Below are 18696 nucleotides of genomic sequence, written 5' to 3'. Positions count from 1 at the left end.
AGCGAAATAATGGCTATGGAAACGCAGGACATTCTGAAACGCTCCGCCACCAACCCGGTCACGCCGCCCCCGCGGGCGCGTGATTACAAAGCGGAAGTCGCCAAACTTATCGACGTTTCCACCTGTGTGGGCTGCAAAGCCTGCCAGGTGGCCTGTTCGGAGTGGAACGATATTCGCGATGAAGTGGGGCACTGCGTCGGGGTTTACGATAATCCGGCCGATTTGAGCGCTAAATCCTGGACGGTGATGCGTTTTAGCGAAACCGAACAGAACGGCAAACTGGAATGGCTGATCCGTAAAGATGGCTGTATGCACTGCGCGGAACCGGGCTGTCTGAAAGCCTGCCCGTCGGCGGGGGCGATTATTCAGTACGCCAACGGTATTGTCGATTTCCAGCAGGAGAACTGTATCGGCTGCGGGTACTGCATCGCCGGGTGTCCGTTTAATGTGCCGCGCCTCAACAAAGAGGATAACCGGGTTTATAAATGCACGCTCTGTGTCGATCGCGTCAGCGTCGGCCAGGAGCCCGCGTGTGTGAAAACCTGTCCGACCGGCGCTATCCATTTCGGCACCAAAGCCGAAATGCTCGAGCTTGGCGAGCAGCGCGTGGCAAAGCTGAAGGCGCGCGGTTACGCCAGTGCGGGCATCTACAACCCGCAGGGCGTGGGCGGTACGCATGTGATGTATGTGCTGCATCATGCCGATCAGCCGGGCCTGTACCACAACCTGCCGAAAGATCCGCAGATAGATACCTCGGTCAACCTGTGGAAAGGGGTACTGAAGCCGTTGTCGGCGGCGGGTTTCCTCGCCACCTTCGCCGGGCTGATTTACCACTACATCGGCATCGGGCCGAACAAAGAGGTGGACGACGATGAAGAGGAGCACCATGAGTAAGTCAAAAATGATTGTGCGCACCACGTTTATCGACCGCGCCTGTCACTGGACGGTGGTGATCTGCTTTTTCCTGGTTGCGCTGTCCGGCATTTCGTTTTTCTTCCCGACGCTGCAATGGCTGACGGAAACTTTCGGCACGCCGCAGATGGGGCGCATTTTGCACCCGTTCTTTGGCGTGGTTGTCTTCCTCGCGCTGATGTTTATGTTTGTGCGTTTTGTGCATCACAACATCCCGGACAAGCAGGATCTGCCGTGGCTGAAAAACATTGTCGAAGTGCTGAAAGGCAACGAGCACAAGGTGGCGAAAGTCGGCAAATACAATGCCGGGCAAAAGATGATGTTCTGGTCAATCATGAGCATGATTTTTGTGCTGCTGGTAACCGGAGTGGTTATCTGGCGCCCGTACTTTGCGCACTACTTCCCGATTCAGGTGATCCGCTACAGCCTGCTGCTGCACGCCACTTCGGCGATCATTTTGCTGCACGCTATCCTGATCCATATGTATATGGCGTTCTGGGTGAAAGGCTCCATCAAAGGGATGATTGAAGGGAAAGTGAGCCGCCGCTGGGCGCAGAAACACCACCCGCGCTGGTATCGCGATGTGGAGCGTCTGGAAGCGAAAAAAGAGAGCACCGAAGGCATTAAATAATCTGCAAACCGCTCCGGATAACCGTTCGGAGCGGTTTTTTCTTTCCTCACACCTGCGTTTCCCCCTTTTGCGCTTTATTCATTAATCTGCCCGAATGCATGGATTTATATGTCAGCCCGGCCATTTCAACTGGTCGCTGTGGCATGAATAGTCAATAATGCCTGTCGCAAACTTTTAACAAGTGGTTAGTGGTATGAAAAAAACCGTTTTTTCGTTGGCACTTGCGACCTTTGGTCTGGGCATGGCGGAGTTCGGCATTATGGGCGTGTTGACCGAACTCGCGAACAATGTCGGCATTTCAATTCCTTCGGCGGGGCACATGATCTCCGCTTACGCCTTTGGCGTGGTGATTGGCGCACCGATCATGGCGCTCTTTTCGAACCGCTTTTCGCTGAAAAACACGCTGCTGTTTCTGGTGGCGCTGTGTCTCGTCGGTAACGCCATTTTTACCTTCTCCAGCTCCTACACCATGCTGATTATCGCGCGCCTGATTTCCGGTTTCCCGCACGGGGCGATTTTTGGCGTGGGGGCGATAATCCTCTCTAAAATCGCGCCGCCGGGAAAAGTGACCATGGCGGTAGCCGGGATGATCGCCGGAATGACCGTCGCCAATCTGATTGGCATTCCGCTCGGCACGTGGATCGGACACGCGTTCAGCTGGCGCTACACCTTCTTGCTGATCGCCGTCTTTTTCGCGCTGGTGATCGTCTCGGTGATTGCCTGGGTGCCGTCGCTGTTTGATACCAGCGAAAGCCGCCTGAGCGAGCAGTTTCACTTCCTGAAAAAACCAGAACCGTGGCTGATTTTTGCCGCCACCATGTTTGGCAACGCGGGTGTATTCGCCTGGTTTAGCTATGTGAAGCCGTTTATGGTCAATGTTTCCGGTTTCAGCGAAAGCGCGATGACACTGATCATGATGCTGATGGGGCTCGGCATGGTGCTGGGCAATATGTTCAGCGGCAGGCTTTCGGTGAAATTCAGCCCAGTGCGCATCGCGGCGGTAACGGAATTACTGATTATGCTGGCGATGCTGGCGCTGTTTGTCGCCGGTGAAAGCAAAGTGGGGGCGTTGTCGCTTGGTTTTGTCTGCTGCGCCGGGCTGTTTGCGCTCTCTGCGCCGCTGCAAATCATGCTGCTGCAAAATGCGAAGGGCGGTGAAATGCTCGGTGCGGCGGGGGGACAGATGGCGTTTAACCTCGGCAACGCAGTCGGTGCCTGGTTTGGCGGGTTGATTATTGCGTTTGGTTTCACTTACAGCTACCTGACGTTACCGGCGGCGGTGCTGACGTTTGCCGCCATGACCTCGCTTCTGATCTATGGTCACCGAAAAACAAAGCATCAACCGCAACAGGCTGTTCAGCATTCATCCTCCACCCGGTGAGCCTTGTGCCCACCGGGTCAATCACTCACGGCAAATACGGCTCGCCAAGCGTTAACATCAAGCGGTTCGCCCATGCGAAAAACGCAGCAGACTGGATAAGATCCAGTTGCTGCAAGGTATCCAGCCCCTGAGCATTGAGTCTTTCCAGATGCGCCACCGTTAGCGCAGGCGGCGTTACCGACAGCGCGGCAGCGGCATCAATTTCTGCCTGCCAGCGCGTCGATTGTCCCTCGCTCAAAATCCCGCCCGGCTGCACGGCCAGCAAGGTTTCCACGGCATTATCATCCTTCGATAACTGGCTGGTTTTACGCGCATGGACCGAAGCGCAGTAGATACAGCCGTTAATTTTACTGGCCGCGGTGGCCGCCAGCTCGCGTTCCGCACGCGGTAAACCACCCGGCGTATAGAAAATGCCTTTATCGGTTAAGGTGCGCTGCTCCAGCACCGGCAGGTTACGGCCCAGCAGGCGGAAATAGTCGGAATCCGTATGGCCAAACTTCGCCAGGATCGCCTGTTCGTCAGGCGTGAATTCCGCCAGCGGTTTTGCCGCCAGCCACGGCTCCCAGCCTAATTCCTGTTGCGTAAATTGTACCGGCGCGGCTTTGCCGCTTTGCGTTTTCGCGCTGGTGTGCCAGGCACCGGCCACCACCGGAATATCGCTGTCAGCTACCGTTTTTCCGTTTAACAGCCGCAATCCGGCCAGTAACCGGCTCTGGAAGCTGACAAACGCAACCAGTTGCGCCAGCGTGACAATGTTCTCTTTCTTCCAGCCCGCGGCAACCAGTGTGTTGAGCGCCTGAGGCGTCGCTTTCACCGGCGAAAAAGTCAGTAAGCGGGCGAATTCCAGCGCCGGGGTTAAGCGTGCCGAAGTCGGGTCGGCGAGGCCAAAACCGGCGTAGTGTGCCGCCAGCTCATTGGCGTTGTGCCATTTCGCCACTTTCGCCGCCACGCTATAGCGCTCATCGGCGGTGAACGCCTCTTCCTGAATATCAAACAGCGCCTGGTAACTGCCTTGCGCATGCTGCGTTGCGGCATCACGCGTGTCACGCGCCTGAGCCACAGGAGAGCCGGGAGCGATCTCCGCCAGTTCGGCAAGAATGTCCTGAGTAAACGCCATAACCACTCCTTATAAAATCTGCGGGGCGATCCGCCCGGCGATCAGTTCGATGGAACGCAGGGTGTCCTGGTGCGAAGGTTCGACCGAATGCACCTGGAAAGAGATATCGGTGGCGCGCGCCAGCACGCTGTCTTTGCTGAGCGAATCCAGAACGGTTTTCGCATCACCGATATGGGCATCAAATTGCTGAATATAATCAGTGACGTTGTCACCATTTACGCGATAGCCCGCCGCGCGGTGCTGCTGCGCTTGCTTCGTAAGGCCCGGTGCTGCGACGTGAAGCGCGTAATCAACGCTGTCGGCAACAAACGCGGTGCGCGACGCGAGAATTCGCGGTGCTGCACCGGATGGCAGCGCGGCAAGGTAGGCATCGATCATCGGGTTCTGGATAGCATCCAGCGGCAGGAAGGGTTCATCGGCCGGACGCGGTTGGGTGCGCGACAGCATTAATCCGTGACCGCCTTGCGCTGCCCGGATAGCCCCTTCAACCGAAAAGGTGGCGATCCACACGCGCTCCGCCAGCTGCGGCGCAGGCGGGTAGAGGTGGTTATCCGGGTGAGTGAGCGAATCCCCGCGCCACGCACTCTGGATCAGATGCAGACCATCGGCAAAGGCTGTCGCACGTTCGTTAATCGTCAGACCAAACGGCAGAAAGGATGTCGGCGTCCCGCCGGAGCCAAAGCCCACTTCCAGCCGTCCGTCGCTGAGCAAGTCCAGCACCGCCGCGTCTTCCGCCACCCGCAGCGGGTTTTCCAGCGGCAGAGTGATGATGGCAGTGCCGAGCCGAATGCGTTCAGTGTGCGCGGCAACGTGCGCCAGAAAAACCAGCGGCGACGGTAAACCGCCTTCGTGCTCATGGAAATGGTGCTGCGCAATCCACGCCGTATCGAAACCGTGGCGTTCGGCATGGCGGATCTGTTCCGTCGCCAGCCGGTAGCGCTCTTTCGGCGCGGCGTTATCAAGCAGACGGGTAAAAAAGCCCAGGCGTTTTCGCGTCATGCGAACTCCTCCGTAGCGGGTGAAAAATGGGGAATGGCGTTGATTAATTCGCGGGTATAGTCGTGCTGCGGCGCGGCAAACAGTTGCTCAACCGGACCGTGTTCGACAACGCGACCATTACGCAGCACCGTGACGCTGTGACCAATACGGCGCACGGTCGCCAGATCGTGGGTGATAAACAGATAAGTCAGACCCAGTTGCTGCTGCAATTGCTGAAGCAGGGCGAGGATCTGCGCCTGTACCGTGACATCCAGCGCAGAAGTGGCCTCATCCAGCACCAGAATGGCTGGCTCAAGGATCAGTGCGCGGGCAATCGCAACGCGCTGACGTTGCCCGCCGGAAAGCTCCCGCGCCGTGCGTTCAAGTAGCGACAGCGGCAGCGCGACCCGGCGGGCAACGGCCTCCACGCGCGCCATGCGTTCCGCTTTCTCAATGCGCTCAAAGTTCTTTAACGGCTCTTCGATAATCTGCGCCAGCGTCTGGCGCGGATCGAGCGAGGCGAAAGGGTTCTGATAAACGAACTGGATTTTGCGCCGCAGTTGCCGGTGCGCCTCCGGGCGCAACTGCGTGGCATCGATATCATCAATGATCACTCTGCCGCTATCCGCTTGTTCAAAGCCCAGCAGAATGCGCGCCAGCGTGGTTTTACCGGAACCAGATTCGCCCACCAGTGCGTGGGTGCTGCCGCGGCGTACCTCAAAGCTCACGGCGTCAAGCGCCTGTAACGTGTGGCCTTTACCGAGCGAAAAGCGTTTATCGATATCCAGCAAACGGATTGCCGGTGAGGAGTGCGGCTGGCCGGAAACCGGCGCGATAGTCAGTGATTGCCCGTGCACATCGCTGAGCAACTGGCGGGTGTAGGCATGCTGCGGCGCGCGCAAAATATCCGCCGTCTTACCCTGTTCCTGAATGTCGCCGTCACGGAAAACCAGCAGCCGATCGGCGCGCTCGGCGGCCAGCGCCAAATCATGCGTCACAAACAGCACTGCCGTGCCGGATTCGCGGCGTAGCACGTCCAGCAGATCGAGAATGCGTTTCTGCACGGTGACATCCAGCGCACTGGTCGGTTCGTCGGCGATAATCACATCCGGTTGCAGAGCGATAGCCATGGCGATCAGGACACGCTGTTTCATGCCGCCGGAAAGCTGGTGCGGATACTGTTTGATGCGTTGCTCTGGATGGCTAAGTCCCACTTTGCTCAACAATGCCAGCACCTGCGCGTCGCACTGTCGGGCAGTGAGTTTGCTGTGCAGATGGAGCACTTCCGCCACCTGCGCACCGATCGTTTTGACCGGGTTGAGCGAATTTCCCGGATCCTGCGGCACCAGACTGATGCGCGCACCGCGCAAGCTGTTCAGCCGCCTGGCCGACCACTGGCTTATCACTTCGCCATTAAGCACAATGTTGCCACTGTCGCGCCGGGCATTCTCAGCGAGCAGGCCAATAATCGCCTGCGCCGTGGTGGTTTTACCGGAACCCGACTCGCCGACAAATGCCAGCATTTCACCACGCTGGAGAGTAAAACTGACCTGATGCACCACTTCGCGCCATTCTCGCCCGGTGCGATAACTGACGCGTAAATTTTCTACCGATAACACTGTCATGCGCGGCCTCCGCTAAACTGGCGGCTGATGCGGTTTACCGCCAGCACCACCACAACCACGACTACACCCGGGAAGGTCGTCAGCCACCAGGCAGTGGATAAATAATTGCGTCCTTCCGCAATCAGTAAGCCCCATTCCGGCACCGGCGGCGGGGTGCCGTAACCGAGGAAACTGAGGGTGGAAAGGGCGAGGATCGCCTGGCCGAATTGCAGTGTGGCGAACGCCAGTACCGCCGTGAGCGAGTTGGGTAAAATGTGTCGCCACAGCACGGCCAGAAAGGTGCCGCCGCTGCCTCTGGCCGCTTCGACATAATCGGTATGGCGAATGCGCACCACTTCGCCGCGCGACAGGCGGGCAAAACTGGCGACCGAAGCCACGCCGACGGCAATTGCCGCGTTCACCGTACCAAAGCCAAGCAAAATAATGACCGTCAGCGACAGCAACAACGAAGGAATTGAGAGCAGAACATCCACCAGACGCATCAGTACCGATTCGACGCGTCCGGCAAGCGCTCCGGCGATAACGCCGGTCAGCGTGCCGACAATCAACCCCATCGCCACCGCCGCCAACGCAGCCGAAAGGGAATGCGACGCGCCATAAACAATGCGCGCATACAGGTCGCGTCCTAGCTGGTCGGTGCCCAGCCAGTGACCGGTTTGTGGCGCCAACCGCTGCGCGCCGGCGATACCTTCTGTCGGGCTATACGCGGTAAACAACACAGGGAATAACGCGGCCAGAACCGCCAGAATAATCACCGTCCACGCCAGCCATAATCCTGGCTGCCAGCGCAAACCCGACCAGACAGGAACCCGCTTGCGTGCGGCGATGGCGTAATCAACCAGGCTCATAACGCCCCTCCGCTAACGGTTTGCAGCCGCGGGTCAAACCACGGCATCAGTAAATCAACCAGCAGGTTGATCAGCACAAAGCCGAGCGCGGAGATCATCACCACCGCCTGCAACACCGCGATATCCTGATTATTTACCGCCTGCTGAGTAAGCTGGCCTAAGCCGGAACGGCCAAACACGGTTTCGGTAATTAGCGCCCCGGCAATCAATTCACCCAGCAGCAACCCGGCAATGTTCAGCACCGGCAGCAGGGCGTTGCCCGTCACATGCCGCCACAGCACGCCGGTTTCGCTAAAGCCTTTCGCGCGTGCTACCGCAACAAAGGGTTGCGCGGCAACCTGATCGATACTGCGCATGAAAATTTGCGCCAGCGGTGCACTAATCGGAATGGCAACGGTAATAATCGGCAGGATCAGCCCCTGTAGTGGCGAAGGGTTAATCACCGGGATCAACCGCCAGTGAAATGAGAACAGCTGAATCAGCGCGATCCCCAGCCAGAATGTCGGTAAGGAGATCAGCAGCACCGGAACAGACTGAATCGCATTACTAAGCCCGCGCAGCGCCGGAAGTCGGGAGGCAAACGCCAGCGTGAAGGCCAGTGCTACCGCGAGCGCAAAGGCGGGGAGCGCCAGCTGGAGCGTGTCCGGCAAATTGCTGGCGATAAGCTCGCTAACCGGCACACCCGCTTGCACCGAATAGCCAAAATCTCCGCGCACCATGGCAAGCAGCGTATGAAAATATTGCTGCCAGAGTGGACTGTTTGCGCCATAGGCCACGCGCATCTCTTCGATTTGCGTCGGGCTGAGGCCCAGATCCGGGTTCTGAAACTTAATCAGCACCGCGTCGCCCGGCAGCACCTGAAGCAGCACGAAGGAGAGAGTAAACGCGGCCCATAACACCAGCAGACCTTGCCCGGCGCGCCGCAGAAGATAGTGGCTCATCGCCTGCCTCCTCAGTGTTTTTCAATCCACGCGCCGTAGAACGACGGGCGACCTACGGCTTCAAAGCTTGCGCCTTTTAGCCATGGCGCGCCGGCAAAGACCTGCGGCTCTTCAAAAATCGGGATCACATAAGCGTTATCCAGCAGATAACGCTGCGCGTCACCGGTGAGTTGCAGACGTTTTTGCCCATCCACTTCGGCGGAAATGCTCACCAGCAGGTCGTTAAGTTTGTCGTCGCGGAAATTTTTCACCTTGTCGCTGGAGCCACCTTTTTGCAGCAGCGCGTCGCGGTTTGCCGGATAGAACATGCTTTTCACTACATCCGGATCGGCACGCCCGACTTCGGAAACAGTGAGTGGTGTTTTCAGCGGGTCGAGGTTATCCAGCGTATGGCTACCCGCATCGCCGGCTTTTACGCTCAACGCCACGCCAACCTGTCGCCACTGCTGCGCCACCAGTTGCAGCACCTCTTTGTTTTGCGGCTGCGGCAAGGATTCATACACTGCCAGCGCCAGTCGTTGTCCGTCTTTGCTGCGAATACCGTCCGCGCCTGTTTTCCAGCCCGCGTCGTCCAGCAATTGCTTCGCTTTCGCCGGATCGAATGTCAGTTTGTCGCGCAGATCGACGTAACCGGCGGCTGAATGAGCAATCACAGAGGTTGCCTGCGGATAATTCGGCGAGAAAAGGGTATCGACAACTTGTTTAGCGTTGGTGGCGTGCAGCAGCGCCTGGCGGACCCGCACATCGGCAACCAGCGGGTTATCGGGGCGGAAACTTATGCTGTCATTCACGCCACGTGTCGGCGCGGCATAAATGTTGAAACCCTGATCGGTGGCCTGCTTTTCGTCGTATGCCTGCACCTGGCGAATAAAGCCCGCCTGACCCGACAGCAACGCGCCGATGCGCACACTGTCTTCCGGGGTGACAATAATTTTTATGCCATCAAGATTCGCCGGGCCTTGCTGGGTAAGGTTTTTCGGCCCCCACTGATAATCTTTACGCGCGGTGAGGGTGACTTCACGCCCCAGTTTTTCATCGCTGACGACAAACGGCCCGGAACCAATAATCTGCCGCGCGTCGCCCAGTTGTTCGAAGTTACGCTGTAACGTACTGAGCGATACCAGACCAGAGCCAATGGTAGCGGTGCCTTGCAAGAAGCCCGGCGACGGTTTTTTAAAGTAGAATTTAACGGTCTGCGCATCGATCACTTCACTGTGATCGTAGTTATTGATCACTTCCGATACCGGCAGGCGTTGCGCTTTGTTGCCAAGGCCGTAGGTGTCGAAGTTTTTCGCTACCGCGTTGGCATCAAGCGGCGTGCCGTCGGAAAAGGTCACCCCCGGGCGAATTTTAAAGGTGTATTCGGTCTTATCGGCGTTGGTGCTCCAGCTTTCTGCAATCCACGGCTCCACCTGCAATGTTTTGGGGTTCTGCCAGGTCAGCTTGTCGGTGATTTGATTAAGAATGCCGCCGTTGGGGTAAAAACCCCCGGCTGGAGGGTATAAATTGGTGTGCGCCTGCTGCTCAAGATAAATTAGCGTGCCACCTTTAACCGGCGTCTGTGCCGCCCAGCTCTGAACGGAAGCGGCCGTTATCAGCGCCGTCAGCAGCGGCAAGCGAAAAGGGATGTGCATGGTGAATTCCTTTGTTATCTATTGTCTTAACGTCGGATTCATCATCCGGTGCGCGCTATAACAAGGGAACAAAGGAATTGAGATAAGCATTTCAGAAAAGCGCAAAACCGGGGCACGCCCCGCTAAGACAGCGCGTTAACGCAGCCAGGGCGTAATGGTCAGCCCGACCAGTATCCCTTCAGGCGCAAGCAGGCGCGTGACGCTCTGCCCCCAGGGTTCCAGACGGTTAGCAACCAGCAGTTGATACCCTTTGTTGACCAACACATCGGTAGCGGTAGCCAAATCCTGCACTTCAAATTCAACCCAGCTTTGCGGAACGGGGTGGGAATCTGGCCATTTCTCTGCGCCAAAGCACGACGCGGCGGCGTGATGCAGTGGCCACAGGGCGAAATGTTTTGCGCCGTCGAGCGCATCGTGATCGGCGACGAGGTAATCGCTCGCGCCCTCCATCGGTTTCAACGGCAGCCCAAGGGTGTGCTGGTAAAACGCCTGGCTGTCGGCAACGTTTTGCGGGATGGGGCCGAAACCGGCGATAAACAGCACTTCAAGCCCGGGGATAGTGGGGATCATAAACACCTCTGTGTCAGAAAAAAGGGGGCAGTCATGCCCCCCGATTATAGGCAATGCCCGGTGATTAATGGCGGAGGTCGATCACCATACGACCACGGATCTGGCCCTGTTCCATCTCTTTAAAGATGGCGTTGATATCTTCCAGCGGGCGCAGCGCCACTTTCGGCACCACTTTGCCTTCGGCGGCGAACTGGAAAGCTTCGTGCAGATCCTGACGCGTACCGACCAGCGAACCAACGACCTGAATGCCGTCCAGCACCAGGCGCGGAATATCGAGGCTCATTGCTTCTGGCGGCAGACCCACGGCCACCACGCGCCCACCGGCACGCACGGCATCAACAGCCGAGTTAAAGGCCGCTTTTGCCACTGCGGTAACTACGGCGGCATGCGCACCGCCGGTTTTTTCATGCACCACTGTTGCCGCATCTTCGCTGCGCGAGTTGATGGTGAGATCCGCGCCCATGCTGGCAGCGAGTTTAAGCTGCTCATCATTTACGTCGATGGCGATGACTTTGGCGTTAAACACATTTTTGGCGTATTGCAGCGCCAGGTTACCCAGCCCGCCGAGGCCGTAGATAGCAATCCACTGGCCCGGTTTAACCTGCGAAACTTTCACCGCTTTATAGGTGGTTACGCCCGCGCAGGTGATGCTGCTGGCCGCGGCGGAGTCCAGACCGTCCGGCACTTTCACCGCATAATCCGCGACCACAATGCACTCTTCCGCCATGCCGCCATCGGCCGTGTAACCCGCGTTTACTACCTCACGGCACAAGGTTTCGTTGCCGCTGTTGCAATATTCGCAGTGGCCGCAGCCCTGAAAAAACCACGCCACAGAAGCGCGATCGCCCACTTTCAGCGAGGTCACGCCTTCGGCCACCTGGGTGACAATACCAATGCCTTCGTGTCCGAGGATCACACCGGTTTTGTCGCCGAAATCCCCGTTTTTCACGTGCAAGTCCGTATGGCAAACGCCACAGCACTCCATTTTCAGTAACGCTTCGCCATGTTTCAGCGGGCGTAATGTTTTTTGAGTTACTTCAACCTGATGATCTTTTGTAACAACAGCAGCCTTCATGGTGTTTCTCCTGTGATGAGGCATGGAACTGAGATCCGGGTGTGGCGTATGGCTTCATCCGTAATATACGTCTTTAGAATTAATGGTTTAGGAGGGACATTCAAGAGCAGGGCAACATGCTGTAATACTTTCAGCGCCTTTCCCCTGGTTTAGGTAGGGTAAATAATCAGTAACCACGCTGTTAATAAGGTTATAGATTTCGCAGCATCAATGTCATGCTACTGTCATCAATTGCCGCCAAATTGCTGCTTTCTATAATAAAAGAGTGATTAACAATGCATCTGGTGAAAAAACTGCTGGCCGTCAGCATTCTCTTATCCGCCTCGGTTCAGGCACACAATATTCTTGCGTTTCCGCAGCCGGAAAATAACCCGGAAGAGTTCTACGCGGTAACGGAAATCCCGGCGGGCGGCATTATTAAGTATGAAACGGACGCCAAAACCGGCTTTATCGTGGCTGACCGCTTCCAGTCTATGCCGGTGGCTTACCCGGCGAACTACGGCTCGCTCACCCAGTCGCTGGCGGGGGATGGCGATCCGCTGGATGTGATTTTTTATACCCGCGCGCCGCTGGCACCGGGAACGCTGATTAAACTGCGCCCGATTGGCGTGCTGAAAATGATTGATGGCGGCGAAACGGACGACAAAATTGTTGCCGTACCGGCCAGCAAAATCGACCAGACCTATGACGACATTAAAAACATCACCGATTTGCCTAAAATCGAGCAGCAACGGCTGGAAGCGTTCTTCCGCGTTTACAAACAGTTGCCGGACGGACGTAAAAAAGTGGAGCTGAACGGTTTTAACGACGCGGCAACCGCAAAGCAGGAAATCAAACAGGCATGGGAGGCCTGGAAAGCGAAAAAACCGCAGCAGTAAGAAACCGCCTGCCTACCGCTGACATGGGTTGCGCTTTTTGAGTGACGTCCTCACTAAAAAGTCTCTGCCGGTTCTGCATGATGTCGATCCGAGGACACGCAGGGTGTCTCCTCCGCGCGAAAAGAATAAACCAGCACCTGTTGCTAACCCGCAGCACAGGCTAATGTTAAAAAACAGGCGCCGTAAGGCGCCTGTTTGCTGTGGTACTACAACCGTTGTTGCAGGCGGGCAATCTCCTCGCGCCACTGCGCCTGAAGTTGCGGTTTCTGGTGCTTCGCTTTACGCGCCAGGTCTTCTGCCAGTTGGGTTTCAAGCTTAATTAAACGCTCCAGAAGGGCATCAATATCCTCTGGCTCAGCGGCGACGCTAAGCGCCTCCGGCGCTGTCTGCTCGTGGCGGACACTTTCGCGCAGGCGTTCGAACACCGCCTCAGCATCATGCCATTCGCTCAGCTCACCGTTTTCCACCAGCCAGAAGCGGTTACAGCTACTGCTGATAAGCGATCTGTCGTGGCTGACCAGCAACACACCGCCGCTGAACTGTTGCAGCGTTTGCGCCAGCGCCTCTTTGCCTGCCATATCCAGATGGTTGGTTGGCTCATCCAGCATCAGCAGGTTAAAGCGCGCCAGCGACAGACCGACAAACAATAACCTGGAGCGCTCACCGCCGCTGAGTGTCGCCACGCGTTGCCCGTGACGCGCCCAGGCAAAACCGGCGCTGATGAGCGCCATTTTGCGATCCTGTGGCGTGGGGGCAAACGGCTCTAGCGCGTCAAACAGCGTGGCGTCATCCGGCAACTGATGCAGCGTCTGGTCGTAGTAACCGGCGTTCAGCCGGGGATGCAGACGCAACCCGGATGCGCTTTCCTGCTGGTAAGCCCGCCAGATAAGACGCAGCAGCGAGGATTTCCCGCAGCCGTTACGCCCGACAATGGCGACCCGATCGCCGCTTTTCAGCCGCGCAACCGGCACCCGGAACAAGTCCGGTAATCCGGGCGCAGGCGGAACAGCGAGCTGTTCCATCTCCAGCAGACGGTCCGCCCTGAGCTCCTCGCCATGCAGCGCCAGCCGCCACTGGCTGCCCTCGGTCAGTTCGGTCTGGTTCTCTTTCAGGCGTTCAACCTGGCGCTCCATCTGTTTCGCTTTGCGCGCCAGATCTTCGTTGTCATAGACGCGCCCCCAGGTGGCCAGCCGTTTGGCGCTGGCGGTAACGCGGTCGATCTCCTTTTGCTCCGCTTTGTGACGCAGGGCATCGCTCTCATCCCGCGCTTCCAGCGCCTGCCGCGCCGCGCTACAGGGGAGCGCGAAGCTGTGCAGCGTATGGTCACGCAGGATCCAGCTGCCATTGGTCACCGCATCCAGTAACGCCGCGTCGTGAGACACCATCACGAAACTGCCGGACCAGCTTTGCAGAAACTGTTCCAGCCACAGCAATGTGGGCAGATCGAGGTGGTTGCCCGGCTCATCCAGGAGCAGCAGATCCGGTTCGCGGATAAGCGCCCGCGCCAGCAGCAAGCGGGTATGTTGCCCACCGCTCAGCGTGGCGGCCATTAAGGCGATTTCCTGCGGACTCAGCCCCATGCTGGCCAGTAATGCTTCGCCGCGCCAGCGCTGGCTGTCGCGCTCCGTCGACGGGAGCTGTGCCAGTACCGCATCAAGCAGCGTCATCGATAACAGGGCATCGGGCAGATGTTGCTCAACGCGCGCCAGCAGGCACTGGTTTGCCACCGTCACGTTGCCGGAAAGCGGCGACAGCGAACCGTCCAGCACTTTTAGCAGCGTACTTTTGCCGCAGCCATTGTCGCCAATTAGCCCGAGGCGATCGCCTTTTTTCAGGGTGAAGGAGAGATCGGAGAATAACGGACCAAACGCCGTTTCAACACGGATGGATTGTGCAGATAGTAATGTGCTCATTGCTTACTCAAGAGTTACAGGCACAAGCGTGCCTCGTCAAAAATCGCTGACGATAACCTGGTAAGCCCAAGGGAAGGGATTGTTGTCTTCGCTCAAGCCGAAGTTATCGCAGCACGAAACCGATAACGCTTGAGCTGGCGCGATCGCCAAAGGCATGTGAATAGTCAAACAATTCACAATACAGCATAAGTAGCCTCCTTTTTTATATTCAGTAAGTTAATGGGTGAAAAGGAGTTTAGCGGGGAAATGAATGTTTTACCAGCAGGGAAAAACCCGGCGCACCACGGCGCCGGGTGCGGAGATTAAATAGAAGTACGGCGGTAGCTGCGGTACTTCGGCTCCCAGAAGTTTTCGTCAATGGATTGCTTCAGCGCTTCGGCCGAGGTTTTTGCCGCCAGGCCTTGTTGTTGCGCCATTTTGCCAACGGCAAAGGCTATGGCGCGCGAAACTTGCTGAATGTCTTTCAGCTCCGGCAGCACCAACCCTTCGCCATTGAGCAGCAGTGGGGAGTATTCCGCCAGCGTTTCGCTTGCCGCCATCAGCATTTCATCCGTAATGCGTGACGCGCCGCTGGAAATAACCCCCAGACCGATGCCCGGGAAGATGTAGGCGTTGTTGCACTGGGCAATCGGGTAGGTTTTCTCTTTCCACTGCACGGGCGAGAACGGGCTGCCGGTGGCAACCAGCGCCATCCCATCCGTCCAGCTAATGATATCCTGCGGCGTTGCTTCCACGCGCGAGGTCGGGTTCGACAGCGGCATGATAATCGGGCGCGGGCAGTGTTTGTGCATTTCACGGATGATCTCTTCCGTGAACAACCCGGTCTGTCCAGAAACACCGATCAGAATATCCGGTTTCACGTTACGCACCACATCCAGCAGGGAAAGGGCTTCATTCTGCGCGCCGGTGTCCCAGTTTTGCAGGTTTTCGCGTTTTTGTACCAGCTTACTCTGGAACGGCAGCAAATTCGGCATTTCGTCCGTCAGCAGGCCGAAACGGTCAACCATATAGACCTTCTGACGGGCGTCCGCTTCACTCAACCCTTCACGCTGAGTCTGCGCAATGATTTGTTCCGCAATACCGCAACCGGCGGAACCCGCGCCAAGGAAAACGATTTTCTGCTGGCTGAGCTGGCTGCCCGCCGCGCGGCTGGCGGCGATCAGCGTCCCGACAGTGACTGCCGCCGTGCCCTGGATGTCATCGTTAAAGCAGCAGATTTCATCGCGATAACGGTTCAGCAGCGGCATGGCATTTTTCTGCGCGAAGTCTTCAAATTGCAACAGCGCGTCCGGCCAGCGCTGTTTCACCGCCTGAATAAATTCATCCACAAAAGCGTAGTAATCATCGCCAGTGATACGCGGATGACGCGAACCCATATAGAGCGGATCGTTAATCAACTGCTGGTTGTTGGTGCCAACATCCAGCACGACGGGCAGGGTGTAAGCCGGGCTGATACCGCCGCAGGAGGTGTAAAGCGACAGCTTACCAATCGGAATACCCATGCCGCCGATGCCCTGGTCGCCAAGACCGAGGATGCGTTCCCCGTCGGTCACCACGATCACTTTGATGTTGTGGTTCGGCACGTTTTGCAGGATGTCGTCCATGCTGGCGCGGTTCTGCCAGGAGATGAACACCCCGCGTGCGCGGCGGTAAATATCAGAGAAACGCTCGCACGCCCAGCCGACGGTTGGGGTATAGATCACCGGCATCATCTCTTCGAGATGATTTTCGACCAGCCGATAGAAGAGGGTTTCATTGGTGTCCTGAATATTGCGCAGATAGATGTGCTTATCGATGTCGGTTTTAAAGCCCTGATACTGCAACCAGGCGCGTTCGGCTTGTTCTTCAATGGTTTCAACCACTTCTGGCAGCAGGCCAAGCAGGTTGAAGTTGCTGCGCTCTTCCATGCTGAAGGCGCTGCCTTTGTTCAGCAACGGAAACTCCAGCAACACGGGTCCAGCGTAAGGGATATATAACGATCGGTTTTTATTATGCTTTGCATTCATCTTACAGCTCCTTGATCAACTTTCTCCCGTGGGGGTGAGTCACGGGCAGGTACAGCGGCGGGCGCAAGTATAAAGCATCGCTTCAGCAAATACTTCCCGATCGCGGTATTCGTTGATTGAATTTTTAGCAATAACAAGGAGAGGGGGGGATAAAACACCACCCCGGACGGGGTGGTGAGGGTGGACAAATCAGCCTGCGCGGCGATGACGCCCGGAGCGGTGAGTGACCACCGTCTCTTCCTGGTTGTCTTTCGTGACAACTTTGCGGGTGTTCGACACTTTGTAATCCAGCCCCATAAGATGACGTGCCTGACGGTTCGATTTCATGCTTACTCCTTAATCCAGTTCAATGTTTCAAGGACAAGCCCGGTGACTGACCGGGCGAAATTCAATCTCATCATTGCGCGGTACAAAAAACATACCGAACTGTTATCCTCGGACATCCCGGTATAAAGTGCAATAAGAAAAGTTACCTTTAGGTTTTATCGCGATAAATAATAAAGCCTCTCTAACAGATTAAATTCCTGCACACTATAGGGTTTGCGAGTAAAAATTCCGAATGGCCTCAATTAAAGTAGAATATTCTTGAGTTTAAACGCCTTCACAAAGTTGCTTAATGGTTACAATAATTAAATTGATATATTACGGATGAAACATCATTTCGCTTTTTTATGTGACGAAAAGTAAAAAAATGACATTATCTTCAACATTGCGATACCAACCACTTTAAACCCAGGCCGTAATATGCTTTTCTTAGCATCAATGGAATAATTAAAAAAATATCTTCGCAATGAGAAAGAGGTAATTCCATGGACGTTAGAAATGGAGTAATTTTTATTTCTTTTGATGCTGTTGCTTTTTCAGGAATTACTGTTGAAGCATTCAAAACAGCACAAGAGTTAGTGCACAAGGGAATTAAGCCTTATCTTGATCTTGGTTACGACATCAAGATTGATAAAGGCAAATTCAATAAACCATATGAATGGGAGAATGCTATATATAAAGGTGGATTTACGCTTGTACGAATAAATGACATTACCAGCCTACCTGACTACAACCCCGGTTTTATCGAGTACTCGCATAATGTATTGATTAGTCAGAAAATAACCGTTTCATCAGCGGAACGTGAAAGAATTCTTTCTGTGATTGATAAAACAGCATGCCAACTGGCAAAAAAAATCGTGCTGCAATGGGAGCAACTCAATATCGGCACGGTTTATGTTGAAAACGGCACGCTTCCGGAAAATATTATTTATACAAAGGCCCTATATATTGCAATAGATGTATATGGGAAGCGATATGATTTAGAGAAATTCGTCACCTGGCGCGACCATGATTTAATGTGGAACAGCGAAAAAACGGTGATGAAATATGGTGCTTATCCATACCCATATGCCATCAAACCCATAAAATCCCCCTATATCACCTACGTTACGCTTAATGAGGATTTGAAAGCAAAACTTGAAGAATGGTGTAACTATGCTGTTGAAGTTAAAGTTAAAAAGAACGCTTACAACTTTAGCGAGGCGCGAAGTCATAGTGATATGCGGCGCAGCCTTGGTATAGGTTGTAATGATATATTGATTGCCCGAACCACGCGCCTCATCCCACAAAAACGGCTTGACCGGGATATTTACCTGGTATCAAAACTCAACCAGCTATTTCAACAACACGGTCGCGAGGGGCACGTATTTCTTGTTATCGCAGGCGATCCCCATGAGGCGCCAGAGTGTTATCAATCGCTGGTTGAGTTAGCAAGGACATTACAGGTTGAACCGTTTATACACTTTATTGGTTGGCTGCAGCACGGTTACATGCCTCCGGGCATGAATACCTACACCATTGAAGATTTATATTACTCGTGTGATGTCGTCTCTTTTCTGACGTCATGGGATTACGACAGTTATGGAAATCCGATTGGTGAAGCGATTAGTCACCGGTGCTGTTACATTTCGACACGTTACGAATATTATGACGAAGTTTATGGGCAATATGGTTTCTTTGCGCCAGTCATGGATATTTCTGCCGAGAAAGATGATTTACCTGACGATGAGTTTATTCTCAATGTTTATAAACTCATCACTAACAAACCGTTAATGTCAGAAATGGCTTATCAAAATTTTCTTATTGGTAAGAAAATACTTAACAGTAAGAGCATTGAGTCTTAATTAATACTCAGGGAGAGTA

Annotated in this window: 16 protein-coding genes; 5 read left to right on the top strand and 11 right to left on the bottom strand. The window is 55.3% G+C overall.

Annotated features, from left to right (window positions below; translation table 11 throughout):
• Positions 1 to 9 precede the first annotated feature (9 nt).
• The 3 genes from fdxH to araJ all read left to right on the top strand — a co-directional run bounded on the left by fdxH (position 10) and on the right by araJ (position 2924).
• Positions 10 to 894 carry a formate dehydrogenase subunit beta gene (fdxH, locus tag O3S68_RS05650; protein WP_016496044.1) on the top strand — a complete coding sequence of 295 codons (885 nt, stop codon included), beginning with the start codon at positions 10 to 12 and terminating at the stop codon, positions 892 to 894.
• Positions 887 to 1543, top strand: a complete 657-nt coding sequence (gene fdnI / locus O3S68_RS05645; protein WP_269231004.1) for a formate dehydrogenase-N subunit gamma — start codon at positions 887 to 889, stop codon at positions 1541 to 1543. The genes fdxH and fdnI overlap by 8 nt, the downstream gene beginning before the upstream one ends.
• 193 nt (positions 1544 to 1736) lie before the next feature.
• Entirely contained in the window at positions 1737 to 2924 is a 1188-nt protein-coding gene (gene araJ, locus O3S68_RS05640) for an MFS transporter AraJ (protein WP_097406719.1), read from the top strand.
• A 25-nt stretch (positions 2925 to 2949) separates the two neighbouring features.
• Here the strand turns inward: araJ and O3S68_RS05635 are convergent, their stop codons facing one another.
• From O3S68_RS05635 to adhP, 8 genes are all read right to left on the bottom strand, one after another.
• Entirely contained in the window at positions 2950 to 4041 is a 1092-nt protein-coding gene (locus O3S68_RS05635; protein ID WP_269231003.1) for an alkylhydroperoxidase domain protein, read from the bottom strand.
• Positions 4042 to 4050: 9 nt separating this feature from the next.
• Positions 4051 to 5040, bottom strand: coding sequence for a putative FMN-dependent luciferase-like monooxygenase (locus O3S68_RS05630; RefSeq protein WP_269231002.1), 990 nt, complete (start codon positions 5038 to 5040; stop codon positions 4051 to 4053).
• A complete protein-coding gene (locus O3S68_RS05625) occupies positions 5037 to 6644 on the bottom strand; it encodes a dipeptide ABC transporter ATP-binding protein (protein ID WP_269231001.1) in 1608 nt (535 codons plus the stop codon). The genes O3S68_RS05630 and O3S68_RS05625 overlap by 4 nt, the downstream gene beginning before the upstream one ends.
• Positions 6641 to 7492 carry an ABC transporter permease gene (locus O3S68_RS05620; RefSeq protein WP_269231000.1) on the bottom strand — a complete coding sequence of 284 codons (852 nt, stop codon included), beginning with the start codon at positions 7490 to 7492 and terminating at the stop codon, positions 6641 to 6643. The genes O3S68_RS05625 and O3S68_RS05620 overlap by 4 nt, the downstream gene beginning before the upstream one ends.
• Complete coding sequence (locus O3S68_RS05615) at positions 7489 to 8433, bottom strand: ABC transporter permease (RefSeq protein WP_045508373.1); 945 nt, start codon at positions 8431 to 8433, stop codon at positions 7489 to 7491. Before O3S68_RS05615 ends, O3S68_RS05620 begins: the two co-directional genes overlap by 4 nt.
• 11 nt (positions 8434 to 8444) lie before the next feature.
• On the bottom strand, positions 8445 to 10067 hold the full coding sequence (locus tag O3S68_RS05610) for a TIGR04028 family ABC transporter substrate-binding protein (RefSeq protein WP_269230999.1): 1623 nt from the start codon (positions 10065 to 10067) through the stop codon (positions 8445 to 8447).
• 135 nt (positions 10068 to 10202) lie between these two features.
• Positions 10203 to 10637, bottom strand: coding sequence for a glyoxalase (locus O3S68_RS05605; protein ID WP_269230998.1), 435 nt, complete (start codon positions 10635 to 10637; stop codon positions 10203 to 10205).
• Between the two features lie 64 nt (positions 10638 to 10701).
• A complete protein-coding gene (gene adhP / locus O3S68_RS05600; RefSeq protein WP_269230997.1) occupies positions 10702 to 11712 on the bottom strand; it encodes an alcohol dehydrogenase AdhP in 1011 nt (336 codons plus the stop codon).
• Positions 11713 to 11987: 275 nt separating this feature from the next.
• Between adhP and O3S68_RS05595 the strand changes: the two genes are divergently transcribed.
• Positions 11988 to 12590 (top strand): inorganic diphosphatase, encoded by a 603-nt coding sequence (locus O3S68_RS05595; protein ID WP_269230996.1) that lies wholly within the window; start codon positions 11988 to 11990, stop codon positions 12588 to 12590.
• A 206-nt stretch (positions 12591 to 12796) separates the two neighbouring features.
• On the opposite strand, the gene O3S68_RS05590 is transcribed toward O3S68_RS05595, so the two are convergent.
• The 3 genes from O3S68_RS05590 to sra all read right to left on the bottom strand — a co-directional run bounded on the left by O3S68_RS05590 (position 12797) and on the right by sra (position 16836).
• Positions 12797 to 14503: an ABC-F family ATP-binding cassette domain-containing protein gene (locus tag O3S68_RS05590; protein ID WP_269230995.1), complete on the bottom strand. Its 1707-nt coding sequence runs from the start codon at positions 14501 to 14503 to the stop codon at positions 12797 to 12799.
• Between the two features lie 302 nt (positions 14504 to 14805).
• The gene (locus O3S68_RS05585; protein WP_016496057.1) at positions 14806 to 16509 is read right to left on the bottom strand and encodes an NAD-dependent malic enzyme; all 1704 of its coding nucleotides are present in this window, start codon (positions 16507 to 16509) and stop codon (positions 14806 to 14808) included.
• Between the two features lie 189 nt (positions 16510 to 16698).
• Complete coding sequence (gene sra / locus O3S68_RS05580) at positions 16699 to 16836, bottom strand: stationary-phase-induced ribosome-associated protein (protein ID WP_016496058.1); 138 nt, start codon at positions 16834 to 16836, stop codon at positions 16699 to 16701.
• Positions 16837 to 17318: 482 nt separating this feature from the next.
• Here sra and O3S68_RS05575 point away from each other — a divergent pair, with 482 nt between their 5' ends.
• The gene (locus tag O3S68_RS05575; protein ID WP_269230994.1) at positions 17319 to 18677 is read left to right on the top strand and encodes a glycosyl transferase family 2; all 1359 of its coding nucleotides are present in this window, start codon (positions 17319 to 17321) and stop codon (positions 18675 to 18677) included.
• Positions 18678 to 18696: the final 19 nt, after the last annotated feature.

Source organism: Kosakonia sp. SOY2 (assembly GCF_027109175.1).
Lineage (GTDB): Bacteria > Pseudomonadota > Gammaproteobacteria > Enterobacterales > Enterobacteriaceae > Kosakonia.
The sequence above is the reverse complement of the archived record's forward strand: the minus strand, read 5'-3'. Positions and strand labels throughout refer to the sequence as shown.

Bases quoted from the DNA above. Each gene is read 5' to 3' on its own strand.
- fdxH (WP_016496044.1), top strand. From the start codon at position 10: ATGGCTATGGAAACGCAGGACATTCTGAAACGCTCCGCCACCAACCCG.
- fdnI (WP_269231004.1), top strand. From the start codon at position 887: ATGAGTAAGTCAAAAATGATTGTGCGCACCACGTTTATCGACCGCGCC.
- araJ (WP_097406719.1), top strand. From the start codon at position 1,737: ATGAAAAAAACCGTTTTTTCGTTGGCACTTGCGACCTTTGGTCTGGGC.
- O3S68_RS05635 (WP_269231003.1), bottom strand. From the start codon at position 4,041: ATGGCGTTTACTCAGGACATTCTTGCCGAACTGGCGGAGATCGCTCCC.
- O3S68_RS05630 (WP_269231002.1), bottom strand. From the start codon at position 5,040: ATGACGCGAAAACGCCTGGGCTTTTTTACCCGTCTGCTTGATAACGCC.
- O3S68_RS05625 (WP_269231001.1), bottom strand. From the start codon at position 6,644: ATGACAGTGTTATCGGTAGAAAATTTACGCGTCAGTTATCGCACCGGG.
- O3S68_RS05620 (WP_269231000.1), bottom strand. From the start codon at position 7,492: ATGAGCCTGGTTGATTACGCCATCGCCGCACGCAAGCGGGTTCCTGTC.
- O3S68_RS05615 (WP_045508373.1), bottom strand. From the start codon at position 8,433: ATGAGCCACTATCTTCTGCGGCGCGCCGGGCAAGGTCTGCTGGTGTTA.
- O3S68_RS05610 (WP_269230999.1), bottom strand. From the start codon at position 10,067: ATGCACATCCCTTTTCGCTTGCCGCTGCTGACGGCGCTGATAACGGCC.
- O3S68_RS05605 (WP_269230998.1), bottom strand. From the start codon at position 10,637: ATGATCCCCACTATCCCCGGGCTTGAAGTGCTGTTTATCGCCGGTTTC.
- adhP (WP_269230997.1), bottom strand. From the start codon at position 11,712: ATGAAGGCTGCTGTTGTTACAAAAGATCATCAGGTTGAAGTAACTCAA.
- O3S68_RS05595 (WP_269230996.1), top strand. From the start codon at position 11,988: ATGCATCTGGTGAAAAAACTGCTGGCCGTCAGCATTCTCTTATCCGCC.
- O3S68_RS05590 (WP_269230995.1), bottom strand. From the start codon at position 14,503: ATGAGCACATTACTATCTGCACAATCCATCCGTGTTGAAACGGCGTTT.
- O3S68_RS05585 (WP_016496057.1), bottom strand. From the start codon at position 16,509: ATGAATGCAAAGCATAATAAAAACCGATCGTTATATATCCCTTACGCT.
- sra (WP_016496058.1), bottom strand. From the start codon at position 16,836: ATGAAATCGAACCGTCAGGCACGTCATCTTATGGGGCTGGATTACAAA.
- O3S68_RS05575 (WP_269230994.1), top strand. From the start codon at position 17,319: ATGGACGTTAGAAATGGAGTAATTTTTATTTCTTTTGATGCTGTTGCT.